This is a genomic window from Sorangium sp. So ce295 (genome assembly GCF_051527405.1).
Taxonomy (GTDB): domain Bacteria; phylum Myxococcota_A; class Polyangia; order Polyangiales; family Polyangiaceae; genus Sorangium; species Sorangium cellulosum_B.
Genome location: NZ_CP150324.1, coordinates 9,283,788 through 9,298,770, shown reverse-complemented (window position 1 = coordinate 9,298,770; position 14,983 = coordinate 9,283,788). Strand labels below are relative to the sequence as shown.

14 protein-coding genes are annotated in these 14,983 nt (G+C 68.4%); 3 read left to right on the top strand and 11 right to left on the bottom strand.

Going from position 1 to position 14,983, the window contains the following annotated elements:
• Window positions 1-43 precede the first annotated feature (43 nt).
• The 5 genes from WMF11_RS35275 to WMF11_RS35255 form a co-directional block, all read right to left on the bottom strand.
• A complete protein-coding gene (locus tag WMF11_RS35275; RefSeq protein ID WP_437973849.1) occupies window positions 44-1,060 on the bottom strand; it encodes a GlxA family transcriptional regulator in 1,017 nt (338 codons plus the stop codon).
• Window positions 1,061-1,472: 412 nt separating this feature from the next.
• Window positions 1,473-3,674, bottom strand: a complete 2,202-nt coding sequence (locus WMF11_RS35270) for a hypothetical protein (RefSeq protein WP_437973848.1) — start codon at window positions 3,672-3,674, stop codon at window positions 1,473-1,475.
• 248 nt (window positions 3,675-3,922) lie between these two features.
• Entirely contained in the window at window positions 3,923-4,165 is a 243-nt protein-coding gene (locus WMF11_RS35265; RefSeq protein ID WP_437973847.1) for a type II toxin-antitoxin system RelE family toxin, read from the bottom strand.
• Window positions 4,162-4,419, bottom strand: coding sequence for a hypothetical protein (locus tag WMF11_RS35260; RefSeq protein ID WP_437903633.1), 258 nt, complete (start codon window positions 4,417-4,419; stop codon window positions 4,162-4,164). Before WMF11_RS35260 ends, WMF11_RS35265 begins: the two co-directional genes overlap by 4 nt.
• 479 nt (window positions 4,420-4,898) lie before the next feature.
• On the bottom strand, window positions 4,899-5,921 hold the full coding sequence (locus WMF11_RS35255) for an alpha/beta hydrolase family protein (RefSeq protein WP_437973846.1): 1,023 nt from the start codon (window positions 5,919-5,921) through the stop codon (window positions 4,899-4,901).
• 726 nt (window positions 5,922-6,647) lie between these two features.
• Here WMF11_RS35255 and WMF11_RS35250 point away from each other — a divergent pair.
• Window positions 6,648-7,403 carry a hypothetical protein gene (locus tag WMF11_RS35250; protein ID WP_437973845.1) on the top strand — a complete coding sequence of 252 codons (756 nt, stop codon included), beginning with the start codon at window positions 6,648-6,650 and terminating at the stop codon, window positions 7,401-7,403.
• Window positions 7,404-7,684: 281 nt separating this feature from the next.
• On the opposite strand, the gene WMF11_RS35245 is transcribed toward WMF11_RS35250, so the two are convergent.
• Together WMF11_RS35245 and WMF11_RS35240 are read right to left on the bottom strand one after the other, a co-directional pair.
• A complete protein-coding gene (locus WMF11_RS35245) occupies window positions 7,685-8,386 on the bottom strand; it encodes a hypothetical protein (RefSeq protein WP_437973844.1) in 702 nt (233 codons plus the stop codon).
• A 62-nt stretch (window positions 8,387-8,448) separates the two neighbouring features.
• Entirely contained in the window at window positions 8,449-9,216 is a 768-nt protein-coding gene (locus WMF11_RS35240; protein ID WP_437903629.1) for an SDR family oxidoreductase, read from the bottom strand.
• A 138-nt stretch (window positions 9,217-9,354) separates the two neighbouring features.
• Between WMF11_RS35240 and WMF11_RS35235 the strand changes: the two genes are divergently transcribed.
• Window positions 9,355-10,338: an AraC family transcriptional regulator gene (locus WMF11_RS35235; protein ID WP_437973843.1), complete on the top strand. Its 984-nt coding sequence runs from the start codon at window positions 9,355-9,357 to the stop codon at window positions 10,336-10,338.
• Window positions 10,339-10,598: 260 nt separating this feature from the next.
• Entirely contained in the window at window positions 10,599-11,198 is a 600-nt protein-coding gene (locus WMF11_RS35230) for a hypothetical protein (RefSeq protein WP_437903627.1), read from the top strand.
• A 33-nt stretch (window positions 11,199-11,231) separates the two neighbouring features.
• On the opposite strand, the gene WMF11_RS35225 is transcribed toward WMF11_RS35230, so the two are convergent.
• The 4 genes from WMF11_RS35225 to WMF11_RS35210 form a co-directional block, all read right to left on the bottom strand.
• Window positions 11,232-12,299 (bottom strand): ferritin-like domain-containing protein, encoded by a 1,068-nt coding sequence (locus WMF11_RS35225; RefSeq protein WP_437973842.1) that lies wholly within the window; start codon window positions 12,297-12,299, stop codon window positions 11,232-11,234.
• A 292-nt stretch (window positions 12,300-12,591) separates the two neighbouring features.
• Complete coding sequence (locus WMF11_RS35220; protein WP_437973841.1) at window positions 12,592-13,482, bottom strand: transposase; 891 nt, start codon at window positions 13,480-13,482, stop codon at window positions 12,592-12,594.
• 5 nt (window positions 13,483-13,487) lie between these two features.
• Window positions 13,488-14,327 carry a HEAT repeat domain-containing protein gene (locus WMF11_RS35215; RefSeq protein ID WP_437973840.1) on the bottom strand — a complete coding sequence of 280 codons (840 nt, stop codon included), beginning with the start codon at window positions 14,325-14,327 and terminating at the stop codon, window positions 13,488-13,490.
• A 97-nt stretch (window positions 14,328-14,424) separates the two neighbouring features.
• A complete protein-coding gene (locus WMF11_RS35210; protein WP_437973839.1) occupies window positions 14,425-14,577 on the bottom strand; it encodes a hypothetical protein in 153 nt (50 codons plus the stop codon).
• Window positions 14,578-14,983 lie beyond the last annotated feature (406 nt).

Genomic DNA, 14,983 nt, shown 5'->3' with positions numbered 1-14,983 from the left:
AATGGCGGGAGTCCAACCGTTGCCGCACGACCGGATGATCGGATCACAGAACACCCGCCCTTCTGAAACGCGACCGGTAGACCAGGGGGCTCACCTTGAAGTTCCTCTGAAAACAGCGACGCATCGCTTCTGCGCCACCAAATCCGCACTTCTCCGCGATCATCTCCACCGGCGACAGACTATTTTCAAGCCATGCCCTGGCCTTCTCCAGGCGGCTCTGCTCGACGAACCTGGCGGGGGTCAGCCTCACTTCGCGCTCGAACAGGCGAGCGAAATTGCGGGGGCTCATGTGCATGCGCCGCGCCAGGGCGTCGACGCTCAGGTTGGCCTCGGGATGGGCGTCGATCCATGTCTGCAGCTCCCGGAAATCGCGCCGGGCGCCGGAGCTGTTGTGCAGGGCCACGTTGAACTGGGACTGCCCACCGGGTCGGTTGGGGAAGACCAGCATCCAGCGCCCCACCATGGCGGTCGCCTCCGGCCCGAAATCCTCCTCGATCATGCAGAGGGCGAGGTCCATGCCCGCCGTGACGCCACCCGAGCTGTAGCGGGAGCCGTCACGGATGGCGAGACGATCAGGTTCCACCCGGATGTCCGGGTATTCCTCTGCCAGTTGCTGGCACCAGTGCCAGTGGGTGGTGGCGCGGCAGCCGTTCAGCAGCCCGGCCTCGGCCAGCAGAAAGGCGCCGGTGCAGACCGAGCCGATCCGCCGCACCCGCTGGTCCATGCTCCGGACCCAATCCACCAGGACCGGATTGTTGCGGGCCCGGTCGACCCCGAGGCCGCCCGTCACCAGCAAGGTGTCGATGTCGTCCCCCACATCGGCAAGGTCATGGTCCGTAATGATCTGGAGCCCTGACATGGTCCTGATGGGTCCCGCCCGCTCGGCGATCACCGAAAATCGGTACGCCGTCCAATCGGGATTGCAGGTGAGGTGGAGCCAGGAGTTGACGAAGGAGAACACTTCCAGTGGACCGCACACGTCCAGGATCTGGCAGTCGGGGAAAGCCAGCATGGCAATGTGGCGGGTTCTCGGTGAGGTCGTCGGGGTGATGTCGGTCACGGCCACCTCCTCGGACTTTGATTCCGCGCCGATTGGGGCCTGGGCTGGATGTGCGGCGGCTCGAGCCTGTCGGCAATGTCAAAGATCCCTCCTTATCTGCCAGCGACCAGCCTCGGCGCCGGGATTCGTATCGCACGCTCTTGTCCTGCCTGACCGGCGCGGGCGGTAGCCGCACCTGAGAGAGGCCGTGCGCCGGGCGATCCCTGGGTGTCAGGCCAGTTGTCGCTCTCCTGGATCCAGCAAGGGTAGAAGGACCTGGATAGGGCGGAGTTGGAGCCCGCGTGCGACGACCGTATTCAGCAGCGCGCGTCCGGGATCTACGCCGCGGCGATGCTGGGTTCGCTGGCGACCCCGATCCTGCTGAGGCGGCGCGGGTCCGCGCCCCGCGCCGCCCAGGCGTCTCAGGATCGCGTCAGAGGGTCGTGATCGTCACGTCGTCGAAGCGCACGTCGCTCATCGCCCATGAGAACAGGGCGACCGAACCCCACGCGTACGTCGCCTCGCTCGCCACCGCCAGCACCACCTGATCATTGACCTTGATCCGGTGCGTCGTCCCTTCGCGCTCGACCCGCACCGTCATCCATGCGTTCTGCGGAGGCACGTAGCTCGTGTTGACCGCGAGCTCGGTGAAGACGCCGTTGTCCACCCGGACCAGGCGCGCGACGCTCAAGCTCGCGTCGAACATCACCCGGTAGTAGCTCGAGCCGGTGTCGTTGATGGCGTACATGAGGCCGAAGCCGTCGGGGTCGCCCGCGTAGATCTTCGCCGAGAGCGCTCCCTGCCCGAAGGCCGTGCGGGGCGCGACGAGGTAGGTCCCGCGCATGTCGACAGCCCCGTCGGCCGCGGTCTGGGGGTAATCGAACGCGCTGCCCGTCTCGGTCGCCGCTCCGCCTGCCCCCCGCCAGTTCGACGAGCTGTCGGTGATGCCCTCGTTGATCGCGGTCCAGACGCCCGGCGCGACGCCTTGATCGAACGTCTCTCTGAAGGGGATGGTGCCCAGCTTGGCCACGTTGACCGAGCTCAGGTCCACGGTGACGACGGAGCCGGCCGCCTTCCCGCATGAGGTGGTCTTGATCTCCTCCCAGAGGACGTAATCGTGGGAGACCCAGGTGTGCCGCACCGACTGCAGGTTGACGTTCTCCACCGGGTAAAGCGACTGATCCTGGAGGCCCGCCACGTAGATGCCCTCGTATTCGTCCGTGAGCGTGCTCTTGGCGAGGTTGGGCAGGCCGTAGAGGCCGCCCCACGTGTCGTTGTGGAGGTCCTCCCATTTCTTGTAAGGATGCCCGCTCACCGAGGCCAGCTTGTATTGCCAGCCGAAGATCGAACCCGAGGAGAAATCGATCACGTCGAAGTCGTTCAAGGACCGAGAGGCCTGCTGGCTCGCATCCAAGCTGAAGCTCGTGGACGGCCCCTCGACGCCCACGCCCGCGCCGACCGAGAACCCGTTCGACGTCGTGAACGTCGAGGACTCGTTGGCCGAGTGGGGCCTGTGGGCGTAGGGCGAGAGCCCCCCCGACAGGGGGCGAATCGAGTGCTGGAGGGTCTCCTGGAAGTAGCCGCGGTTGTTCCCCGAGTTCCACTTGAGCCCGCCGGGGTTGTACTGGGTGCCATTGCCCGCGAAGACGACGTATTTGCCCTCCGGCGCGTTGGAGGCGAGGAGCGTCACCGTGAAGTTGCGGTCGATGACGGAGCGCTGGCCGTCGCCGCCGCACTCCCAGGTGATGGAGGGGGACGTCACGTTGTACGAGCGGTAGGTGCCCTCGGGCAGAGGCTCGGTCACGAGCTGGGCGGGCGCGTGGGCCTTGTGGTCCGCGAGCAGGCCCTTGATCTCGGCGAGGAGCTCGCCGCGGGCAGGCAGCGCCGCCTGCGCGACCTCGGACATCGAGGCGATCCGGGGCTTTGCGTCGATGGTGATGGGCTCGGCCTCGGGCGCCGCGTCGAACAGCGCGTCGAGCTCGGCCTCGCTCCTTTCGAGCCTCTTTCCTAGCTCGGCCCGCTCGTCCGCGGTCATCCGGGCGTACCTCGCCTTCGCGGAGGCCGGCAAGCGCACCGAGCTGTGCTCCTCGGTCTCCTCGCCGGTGACGTCGCCAAAGACGCGCACGTCGAAGTGCTGGCCGCCTGGGCTGGGCGCCGCGTAGACGACTTGCGCGGACATCCCGATGCCCAGCGCCAGCGCGACCTTCTCGGCGTCGCGCGCGTTCTCGAGGATCACAGGCACCCCCGCGAGGCGCGCTGCCCGGAGCACGGACGCGTAGGAGCGGAGGTCGTCGGCGCTCGCGGCTTCGGCGTCGATGAGCACGGCGGACGCCTCTGCCAGGCGGCTCGCGGGGCTCGGATCCGCGATGAGGTCCGCCCGGAACCTCGAAGGGGCGCCGTCCATGAGCTCCGCGAGCAGAGGGGCCTTTTCGCGTTGAATGGACGTGAGAGCGACGACAGGCCCCGTCGTGGCAGCGGTGGGCTTCGCGGCCGGGTCGCTGGGCTCCTCGGCGCCCGGCTCGTGGTCAATGAAAGGATCCGCCTGGGTCTCCGGGGCAATGCCCCCGCAGCCCGCGGCGGTCAAGAGGGTGAGGGCCAGGGGAGAGAGGCGAGCCAGAAAGGTGAATTGTCGCATGGGGGTCCTCCCAGAACATTCGTTGCAGGGTGAGGTCGGACGCGCGGGCGGTGGGGGCGCCGATGCCCCTCGCTCCACGCGCCTCAAACCCTTTTCCGTAAACGGAGAGGAAGACCCGACACGGGCTCGGTCGATTTCTGGATCGACCGAGCCCGCGCTCTCCGAGCCCCGCGGCGCGCCACGGAGGCTCGAGCGCGATGGCATCCTGGGGGATGACCTCCCGGACGCCGGCGTCCTGGTGGTGCCAGTTACAGGCTGTACACCCACCAGACGCGCATCACGCCGTCCCAGGGGTCGAGCGTGGTGAGGACGCGATACCGCCCGACGCGCAATCTCATGACACCGGCATGGTCAGCGGGGACGCGGCGGACGTCGCCCTCGCCGGTCGTGGCGAAGCGCTGCACGGCCGCGTCGATGCGTTCACCGTCACGCCACTGGATCCGCTGAAGCGAGATGATGCCCGACGGCATCCACTCGACCTGCCAGCTCATCGACGCAGGCGCGCGCGCATCAGCTCGTCGAACTCCGCCCCAGCGCCTTCGGCTTCTGCCCGCCGCCGGAGCTCAGCCGTGACCACCTCGTGCGGGATCCCCTGGCCGTCCGCCCCAGCCTCCATCGCCGCGCGCTCCTCCTCCGTCAGCGGCTCGTCATCGATCGGCGCGCGCAGAACGGCCTGCCACACCGGGTCGTTCTCGGGGATGACCGGCTGCCGAGCAGGCGCGGCGCTGTCTCGTCGGGGGCTCATGCCTGAGATGCTACTACGGGCCCCTCGTCAGATCGACGGCGTAGGATGTGGACATTGTAGACCTCTGACGGCAACGCCCGGCGTCAGCGGAGCCGATCCCGCTCCCAGCGCTCCTGCTCGGCGATGGACGCGTTGGCCGCGCGGACGCCCATGACCCATGACGAAGCGCTCCGCGTCCGCTGTGTCGTCGAGGTCCAGGCCGGCGCGGAGGGCATCACATCTCGGACGGCAGTTCGCGCGCGGCCTCCGCTCCTCGCCGCCCAGGACGACCAGCTCCGCGCCCGGCGCCGGTCGCCAGCAGCTTCCGAGCCTCCCGCGCCGAAGTCGCAGTCGGGGCGCCCCCGGGGCACCGCCAGGCCGCCGCGACGGCCGAGGCGGGGCGGGCGGTCGACGGGGTGCGGGCGGTCGACGCGGGGCCGTCGGCCCCGCCGGGGGCGACGGATGCGGGCCCCTGGGACGCGACCCGACCACGGCGGCGGTCACTGCTGCTCGCGAAAGAACTCGATGCTTTGCCTCATCGCCTCCGGGACGGAGGTGAAATGATCCCCTGCGACCGGCACCACCTTGACGTCGAGCCCGCCGCGCTGCGCCAGAAGGGCGAGCCGCTGGCTCGCGGGGCCGAAGAAGCGCTCCCCGCCGGACAGCCCGTGGTACAGCCGCACCGGGCACCGAAAGCTCGTCGCATAGGCAACCGGCGAGCGGATCTGGAACTCCCGTATGTCGTACGGGCTGAAAGGGATGAGCCTGGTTTGACCCGAGGACCAGTCGATCTGGTTGGGCGACCCGGAGAACGACGCGGCGGCGCGAAATCGGTCCGATCCCATCGCTGCGAGGAGGGTGAGTGTCCCTCCCACGCTATGGCCTGCGACATGGAGGCGATCGGGTTGCACATAGGGCAGCTTGGCCAGGGCGTCGGCGGCGGCGAGCACGTCGTCGACCTCGTGGAAGAACATCGAGAACCCGCCGGGGAGGCCGTTCTCTCCTCGGAGCATGGGCATGAGGACGACGAAGCCCGCGTCGCGATAGGGCGCTGCCATCTCCCAGTCATCGAGGGCGAAGGCGAACCCACCATGCAGGAACAGGACCGCGGGCAGGCGGCGTCCGTCGGCCGGGGGCTCACTGACCCATGCCTTGAGCTTGAGGCCGCCGGAGAGATACGATATCTCGCGCGCGCCCGGGGGCGGCGGGACGTTCTGGTAGCTCTGAGGTGCCGGATCCGTGGAGATGAGCTTGGTCTTGAACTTCGCGCGCGCCTCTGCATAAGGCTCGTCCTGCAGCTCGAGCCCTGGGGAGACCGGGGGCAGCGGCGCGGGCTCCGGCGCCGGCTCGGCGGTCTCCGCCGCGATCGGCGCGGCCGGCGCCGGCTCGATGCCAGCTGGCGCGGTGGGCCCGCGAGCTCCTGGGGCAGCGCGCGGCACCTCCTGACAGGCGAGCGCCGTGAGCGCCGTGAGCGGCGCGAGCGCGATGATGGGTCGAAGCCGAGGGCGCGTGATGAGGGGCATGTCCAAGCCATGATCTATATCAACCCTGGTAGTTCGTGAAAGCCCCTCGGATGAGGCGCCATGTGGACGCACCTGTGCCCACACGCGCGGCGCCGTCCCGGGCGCTCGAAGGCCTCGTGATGCCGAGTGGAAGACGAAAGAGGGAAGGTGAAAGTCGTCCCTCCCCGGTTTGAGCGAGGATAGCGCGTAGGTAAAAGGAGCCGGATCGCTGCGCGAAGACGTGTGGCGCGGCGAACCGAAGTGGCGGGACCGCGCGCGTCGCGGCACCTCGTTCATGGAACCACGAGGATAGTGTAACAGGAAGGCGCCAGGCGGACGAGCGGAGCGGGCTTTCATCAAAGCCTTTCCTTGTCATCCAGATGCTGGCGAGTCTGAACATCGAAGAGGGCTGGCCCCGAGGTGCGCGGCTTGCCCTCCGGTATCCGTCCTGTACGAGGACGGGCTGCATCCGCACCGGCCGAATGGCGTGGAGCGCCGGAGACGCCATTGCGTCGTCCCAGACCGAACGCATCGACGATGCGCCCGTCCCCGCCGGCCCTGGCCGGCCAGCGCGATCAAATTGCCGAGGAGGGAAGGAGAATTCAATCCTGTTTGTGGTAGGTTCATGCATTGCGCGCCTGCCCGATCGACGATGCAGCTCCGCTCGCATCCTTCGGCGGAGCCGTCCTCGATCGTCGCGTGGACACGCAGGTGAACATTCTCGTTGATGGGGGCCCGATGATACGGATGAAGCTTCTTGGATTGTTGATGGCCGGCCTCTCGCTCTCGCTCGTGGCATGCAGCGATGGCGAGGGGAGCAATGGGGGCAAAGCCGACGACAACACTGGCGGCGGGACCGATACCGGCGGCGGGACCGATACCGGCGGCGGGACCGATACCGGCGGCGGGACCGACACCGGCGGCGGAATCGACACCGGTGGCGGAATCGACACCGGCGGCGAGACCGGCACCGGCGGCGGGACCGATACCGGCGGCGGGACCGGCACCGGCGGCGGGACCGGCACCGGCGGCGGGACCGGCACCGGCACCGGCGGCGGGACCGACACCGGCGGCGGGACCGACACCGGCGGCGGAAGCGACACCGGCGGCGGGGATGCTCTCGACGGCGAGCAGCTCGGCGAGCTGACGGCCGCAGAGGCCCAGCAGGTGTGCGACGACGTCACCGGGGCACTCGAGCTCTCGAAGGAGGACCTGTGCGACCTCACCGGGGTGCTCGCCAACGTCGTGGATGGAACGGACTGCGAGACCGCCAGGGCGGATTGCATCCGCGCTCCGGAGGCGCCCGAGCAGGCCGGCTCGTGCGAGACGGCCGGCTTCGTGGGGTGCACCGCCACGGTCGCGGAGCTCAAGGCCTGCATGATCGCCACGGGCGACGCCTTCGAGGCGATCACGTGTGCGTCGTCCATCGATGACTTCTCGCCGCAACCCGCGGCGTGCGCGGCCGTCCAACTGAAATGCCCGGGGCTCCTCGCAGGCGCCTGAGCGCTCGTGAGATCGCCCCCAACGGGGACGGCGGTCCTTCGACGTGCCCATGAACGAGCTGACCGGTCGCGTGATCTCGGCGCGCGATCTGCTCGCCAGGGAGCACGCCCGGCTGGCAGAGCGCCTCGAGGAGAGCTCGCCCAGCGGTTCGGCGACCACGACCAGGCGCGCCTCGCGCGGGACGTGGCGTTCAGGTAAAAGAAGCCGGATCGCTGCGCGAAGAAGTGTGGCGCGGCGATCGTCGCTGATCGGCGTTGTAAGGGCAGGCCTTGGCGCAGGGTCTACGGAAGCTCGCGCACCTTGACCGCGCGTGTCGTGCCCGGGTAGGCGTCGTTGTAGTGCTCCACCCCATAAAGCAGGATCTCCCCGTCGGGATCCACATAGATCCCGGCCCCTGCATCGAAGGCGCAGTAGCGCTTGTTGCCCGTAGCCGCGCTGCTGCAGGACATGTGTCGGCTAGCCACCTCCGTGAAGCCAGGCACGAAGGTCGCGCTGAGGTCCACACGCCACAGGTCGACCCAGTCCTCGTCAAACCATTTGTTCCTGTGCGTGCCAGCGACGAAGAGCTGCCCGTCGCACTGGGTCACGAGCTGCAAGCCCTGGTATTCCGCGCCGCCAAAGGGCGTTGAGACGCTCGCCTGAGATATCCAGGTGGAGCTCGAGCTGCCGAAATAGGGCATTGTCGCCTCCGAGGACACGAACACCTCGACGTCGTCCGAGTTGTGGCCAAAGACGAGCGCGAGGTAGCGGCCAGAGGAGAGCAGCGTGAGGCTCACCGGTCCCGCATTGACCGTCTGACCTCGCGTTCGCAAGACCAGCGGGCTCCACTGGGGGTTCAAGGGATTCGACAGCCTGGCGATGCGAAAGCCCGCCGTCGCCTGATCGTCGTTCTTTTCGAAAGGAACGATCACGTACTCGCCGTTCACCTGGAGGCCGCCCGAGTGATCGTACGGCATCCCTGAGTCGTCGGACTGGTAGTGCACGATCGCGTCGCTGCAGGACGGGAGCCGGGAGGGAGAGGCATTCCGACCCAGCAGCCAGACCGTCAGCGCGCCGTCATTCCGCCGTCGACGCGGTAGTTCCCGCCGGTCAGCCACCTCCCGCGATCCGACGCGAGGAGCGCGACGACCTCCACGACGTCGTCGGTGGTGCCGAGGCGTCCGAGCGGCACCTGCTGGACAAACGCGTCGGCCGGAATGCCCATCCCGTCGGTGAACGTCTTCCGCAGCTCGTCGGCGCTCGGTGTCGCCACCGGCCCCGGCGTCACGACGTTCACGCGGACGCCGCTCGACGCGAGCTCCACGGCGAGGGTGCGCGAGTAGGTGTCGAGCGCCGCCTTCGCGGCGCAGTAATGCGCGAACGGGCCGTACGGAATCGTCGCTGCCGTCGACGAGATGTTCACGACCGCGGCGGCCTTCGAGGCGCGGAGCGCCGGCAGGACCGCGTTCGTGAGGCGAACCGCGGCGAGGAGGTTGAGCGCGAGGGTGTCTTGCCACTCCTCGTCGGGGATCGTCGGGGAGCCTCCCAGAAAACCGCGCGACCCGCCCGCGTTGTTCACGAGGATGTCGAGGCCGCCGAGGGCCGCGAGCGCCTCTGCGGCGATCGCCTTCACCCCTTCGCCCGTGCGGACGTCGCCTGAGATGAACGTCGCCGCCGCGGGGGTGACGTCGCTGCGCGAGCGCGCGGCGACCACGACCTTGGCGCCGGCATCGAGGAGGCGCCGCGCGATCGCCGCGCCGATGCCGCGCGAGCCTCCGGTGACGAGGGCACGGCGACCGATGAACTCGTTCGAGAGATCGAGCTTGCTGGACATGATGTTCCTTTCGTCGAGAACGACGCGTCCTTCATATGGCTCGCGATCCGGACGAACCATGCGAAGTCGTCTGGGAAACTTTCGAGATCGTCCGCACGGCTTGGACACCGCGGCCCGCGCCCATTACGCTGTCGAGCGATGGATGCCTTGAGCGCGGTGCTTGCCCCGGTTCGACTGCGGCGGACACGCTGGGTCTCCACCGTCGGGCGCGCGCCGTGGGGCGTCGCCCTGCCGGCGGTCAAGAGCTGCATCCGGTTCCACTACCTGGTGCGCGGCAGCGCCTGGCTCAGCGTCGACAAGACGGACGAGCCGCGCGTCGCGCTCTCCGGCGGCGATCTCGCGGTACTTCCGCTCGGCCACGCCCATGCGCTGCGCGACCATCCGCGGAGTTCCCCCCGGAGCTTCGCCGAGCTCGTGCGATGCGCCCCCGACCCGACCCATGACGTCATCCACATCGACCTCGGCACGAAAGGCCCGGAGACGACCTTCATCACGGGCGGCTTCGTACTCGACGATCCGCTCGCGACACCGATCCTCGCGACCCTGCCACCGCTCATCCGGATGACTCCCGACGCGGAGCAGGCGGTGCCGTCGTTCCTCGAGAACATCCAGTTCATCACGCGCGAGATCGAGACGAACCGGCCCGGGTCCGAGATCGTCCTCCTCCGGATGGCGGACGTCATGTTCATCCAGATCCTCCGCGCGTACCTCGCGCGTTTGCCCGAGGACGGCGGCGGCTTCCTCGGCGCGCTCCGCGATCCGAGCACCGCCGCGGCGCTCGGCGCGATGCACCGGCGCGCCGAGGAGCCGTGGACGGTGGCCTCGCTCGCGAAGGAAGTGGGCCTCTCGCGCTCGGTCTTCGCGGCGCGCTTCACCGCGCTCGTCGGCGAGCCGCCGCTCGGCTACCTCACGCGGCTCCGCATGCAGAAGGCTGCGGTTCTCCTCCGCGAGGGCGCGCCGCTCGCGAAGGTCTCGCGCCTCACCGGCTACTCGTCCGAGGCCTCGTTCAGTCACGCGTTCCGGCAGTGGGCCGGCATGGCCCCCGGCGCGTGGCGGCGGCGCCTCGAGCCAAGCGATCCGAGCGCGGCTTCGGACGGAGGGCGTCGAGCCCTCCGTGCTTGAAGGCGCAGTACCAGCGCTCGAGCGCGTGAGTGAAGGAAGCCCTCTTGCTGGGCAAGTGAAAGAAGCCCTATCGCTGGGCGGAGCGGTGTGCGCGCGTAAGGGGTTGTATGTCAGCCAGCGCGTGAGCATGGCTTGCGAATGAAGCGTCGCGGCTGGTTGAACGCTCGAAGCGCGCCCCCTTGACCTGGCGTGCGCCGCCGCGTAACCATCGCCTTCGGTGGCTCCAGCGTGGAGCGTGGGTTCTCCAGGAGAAGATGGTCATGCAGGTGTATTACTTGATCCCGCTCGTGTTCATGGCGGCCGCTTTCGCGTACTCGATGTACGTCCGCAAGAAGGCCATGGCCGAGGCCGCCAACATGAGCCCGGAGGAGATCGAGCAAAAATTCAGCGACTTCTACGCCCAGTATTACGAGCTCCAGCCCGACGAGCGCATCATCGGCAACTGGAGCGGAGTCGAGTACCAGGCGCCCGCCGGCACGGCCCGCCGCATCGCCGGCGGAGTCCTCAACGCCGCATCTGCCGCCGTGATCGGCGTCTCCACCTACGTTCCCAACGTTCACGTCGGCCTCACCAACCGCGGCCGCGTCCTCGTCTCTCGCGAGTACAGCGACTTCGGCAAACGCGGCAACTACAAGCACCTCGCCGCCCTCGATCAGGGCACCCGCGCCTTCAACCAAGACGCGGCGTATCCCGGCCAGGACATCGGCCCCCGCCCCGGCAACCCCTTCAACCCTCTCGTGAGCCTCGAGTTCATCCAGCTCCGTTCGCCGAGCGGCGACACCTACGAAGCGTGGCTGTCCCCGCAGGGCAGCCGCCACGGCCAGCACGGATTCAGCTCGATCCTGCAGTCGCTCGGTTGAGCGCGGCGAGCGGGGCGACGCCGACCAAACCGCTCATCCCTGCCAGTTTGCAGCCTCATGGGGCCACCCCCCCTCGGCGGATTGGTCTGCGCGTCCTTGGCCAAGCGCTGAGAGCGCCTCGCGCGCGAGCGCGCGCGCGAGCTGCACTGCGACGGCTGGTGAGGGAAGCCCGAGAACATCGGCGAAGAGAGCCTCCCCGCGTCCCTGCGCACTCTGTATCAAAAGCTCCCGGAAGGCCCGGCGCATGGCGCGCCTTACCCGACGGAGCTCGTCCTTCGTGAGCTGCGACGCGCACCAGGCGTGGATGTCCCAAGCCAACTGCCCGTGATGCGCCTCGTCGCGCGCAACTTCGTGCATGACGTGGCGCACGTCCTCGTCGCTCGCGTGCACGGCTTGGTGGGCGGCGACGAGCGCCGCGAACGCTTCGAATACGCATCCCTCCGTCGCATTCTCGATAGCGAATTCGAGGAGCGAGCGGCCTCGTGCTCGAGCCTCGATGGGGATGTCCACCGGACTGCCGCCGCGGCGGTGCGCCAAGGTCCGCATCATTCGGGCATGGCGCACCTCATCGGCAGCCGCGTCGAGGGCCCGCTCGGAGAGCTGGCTCGGCGCCCCGAAGGCTTCGAGCTCCTCGCGGAGCGCGAGGAAGCTGTGCACGCTGCCCTGCTCCGCGGAAGCGGCACGGGCGAGCCACGCACCGAGCGCGTCTCGCCCGCCCCCGCGCGCACCGTGGGTCCAATTCGCGTGACGCCTTCCTTCACACGGGTACACGATGGTCATGTCGCAGCGGATGGTCACGCTCTCTTCGGCCGCGGAGCCCGCGCCGGCCGCGCCCGCTTGCGGGAGCGGGTCGACGACGGCGCAGTCATGCACGCCCTTCACGATGAAATTCTCGGAACGAAAGGCCTCGGTGCAGAGCCGCTCGCACTCGGAAGGCTCGAGCGTGCCGTCTTCGCCGAGGGAAGCGCGCAGCTCCCCCAGGGGGACGTCCTTTTCGCTCTCACCACGCGCAGGCCGGTTGTCGCAGTCGCCCGTGTCGAGGCACCCGGGAACGAGCGCTGCGATCAGGGCGACGAGGGAAAAGCGGGCGTGATTGGACATGGTTCACCTCAAGAAAGCTCGCAGGTCGCGGCCATGACGTCCGGATGGTCGAGGCAAGTGCCCTTGGCGCATTGCGTCTCCCTGTGGCGATCGCCGTAGTTGCAGCTGACGATCTTGTCGTGCGGAGAGGAAACCGCAGAACCTTCGCCCGTGTCAAGCCCCGCGGGGACGGCGCCTGGTGAGCCACCCGCAGAGCGCCAGACGGCACAGCTGGCTGCCTGTCGGAATGGCGGGTCGGCATACTCGCGCTGGAGGCGACCCGGAGCTGCAGCATCAGCCCCCCCCGGATGCGTCAGCCGGAAGGCGAGCGGGGGAGAGTCGGGCTGCCCGAGAGCTCGCGCGCGATCCGGCGCGTCGTCTCACGAACGAAGGCGCTCGCGTCCTCTTGACCGACGGCGAGCCAGTCCCGGCTCTCGTGTCGGGCGAGCGACTCGACGGCGACTGCCCGCGACACCTCCGTTCCGGAGCGCGCGGCGGCCGCGACCAGCGGCAAGCACCTGCCGCCGAGCACCGCCCCGAGCTTCAACAGCAGCTCCGATCCGTCGCTGTTGAGGCGCGCCTTGATGCGTTCGGCGCCGGCGTCGAACTGATATTGACGAGGCCTCGCGCCCCAAGCGGCCGTGTTCTGTAGGATATTGACGGAGATGCTGAAGGCCTCGGGAGGGAGCTGAATGTGGACGTCAGCGCTGCGACGGAACATCATCACCTTGCCCGGCGACAGCACCGTATCCTCGAGGAAGCGGAGCTCGACCGGCTCTTCGGGCAGACCGATGATCGCATCATGGTCGTACTCGTAGACGCGTGTACGATAGCCTGGACCCAAGTAGCCCACCGTGAAGAAGCTGAAGTCGTGGTCGTGGGCGAACTCGTAGGCAAAGAGCTCCTCACCGACGCGGCCGCGCGCCGGCTCCCAGACCACCGCGCGCAAGGAGTAGTACGTAGAACGATGCAGCATGAATGCTTGAGAGCTGTACTGGTTCGACCCCCCGAACGACTCGTTCGCGTGCATCACCGCTCGTACGTGCTCGGCGAGGAACGACCGGTTGTTGCTGAGGCGGCGGAGCATCGCCGCGGTGGCGTCCAGGTCGACGGCGAACACGCCGGGTCCCTTTTCGTCCAGGTGCGCGATGAGCGCGGCGAGCTCGATCGCCTCATTCGTCTCGATGTTCCACGTGATCGCCATCGCGATTACTCCATGCGCCCAGCGCGGGTCAGGTTTTCGAGAGTGCGCAGCGCGGCGCTCCGCACGTGCGGATGCGGATCGTCCGTCGTGGCTCGGAGCACCGGGAGCGCTTCGACCAGATCCACCTCGATGAGGTGCTTGAGCGCGGTCCAGCGGACGAAATGCGACGGCGAGCGCACAGCCAGCCATCGCAGATCGGGCGCCGCGCCGGCGCCGCACAGCCGGCGCAGGATCGCCGCACAGAACTGCTGCCGCGTCGCGTGCACATCGGACGACGAAACGTTGCAGGCGAGCATCGTCGTCCTGTCGAAATGCCATACCAACGGGTCCTGGGCGCGCAGCGCGAACTCCACGAGCACGACGCCGGTCGTTACCTCGCGCACGTCGAGCACGTCCTGCGTCGGTCGCTGCTCGAAGTAGCTTCCCGAGGCAAAGACGCGCGCGCCGCGCCGCTCGAGCCGCGCGGACCGGTCGAGGACATCCTTTCGCTCCAGTTGACGGACCTCGTAGAGGTCGATCAGCATTGCCCCCCCGAGCACGCCGACCAGGAGGTGCGTCGGCGTCGACATCAGATAGGGAAACTCGGGCTGTCCGGAGCTCTCGATCGCCGCTTGCGCGGGGAGATACCGGAAACCCATGTTGATCCAGTCATCCTTGTACAGGATGATCTGCGAACCGCTGGCGATGGTCCCCGGGTCGAAGTTCTCCGCTTCACCCGCCAGGGCGCGGGTCAGCCACCTCGCCACGAGCTGTTCGAGCTCATCCGACGCGAGCAGGCGCTCGAAAGGATGCCGGTAGTCGTCGATGTTGTGAGAGCGGATGGATTTCAGCTTGCCTAGGTGCATGGCCCACCGGACGTGCGCGGCTTCTATTCGCCGCGCGGCCGAGGCGCGAGGCGAAGGTTAGGTTGGCGTTCGTGCCTCGGCCCGTGGCGGGAATTTCTCAGCTATGCGCGTAGAGCCAAGCGAGGGCAAAGATGAGCCCGCAGGGCGGACCGCCCACGTGCGTCCCCTGGACGGGCAACCCCACCTCTTCCTCGAGGTCCTCGACGAGGAGCGCGATATCATCCCTAGCAGGCGTGTCGTTGTCGATCATGTTCACCTCCATCATGTGATCCTCGCGGTTCTGTATTGCAGCGCCCGTGCCAGGCGCGCAGCGCCGGTGCCGGGCGGCGGACCTCGCAGATCGCCGGCGCTGCCGTCCTCCTCGCGGCGGCGCTTTCCGCGCGGCGCGCGCCTGCCCCTGTAGGCGCGCGCCCACAGGTGTAGGCGCGCGCCTACGCCTCGCGCGCCGCCAGGCCGTGCCGGCGGAGCAGCTCGTGGAGGTGGGTCCGGTCCCTTCGCACCACGCGCATCAGCAGAAGAACTGGGGTAGTTATCCAGGCACCTGGCATTCATTGCTCAATCTCACGGAGGGTCCTGGGTTGTCGTCTCGAGCCGCCGGCCACTTGGTCGATCCGCTCTTCAAGAGCCCTTGAGATCGGGTCCTTGGGGTCCTGCCT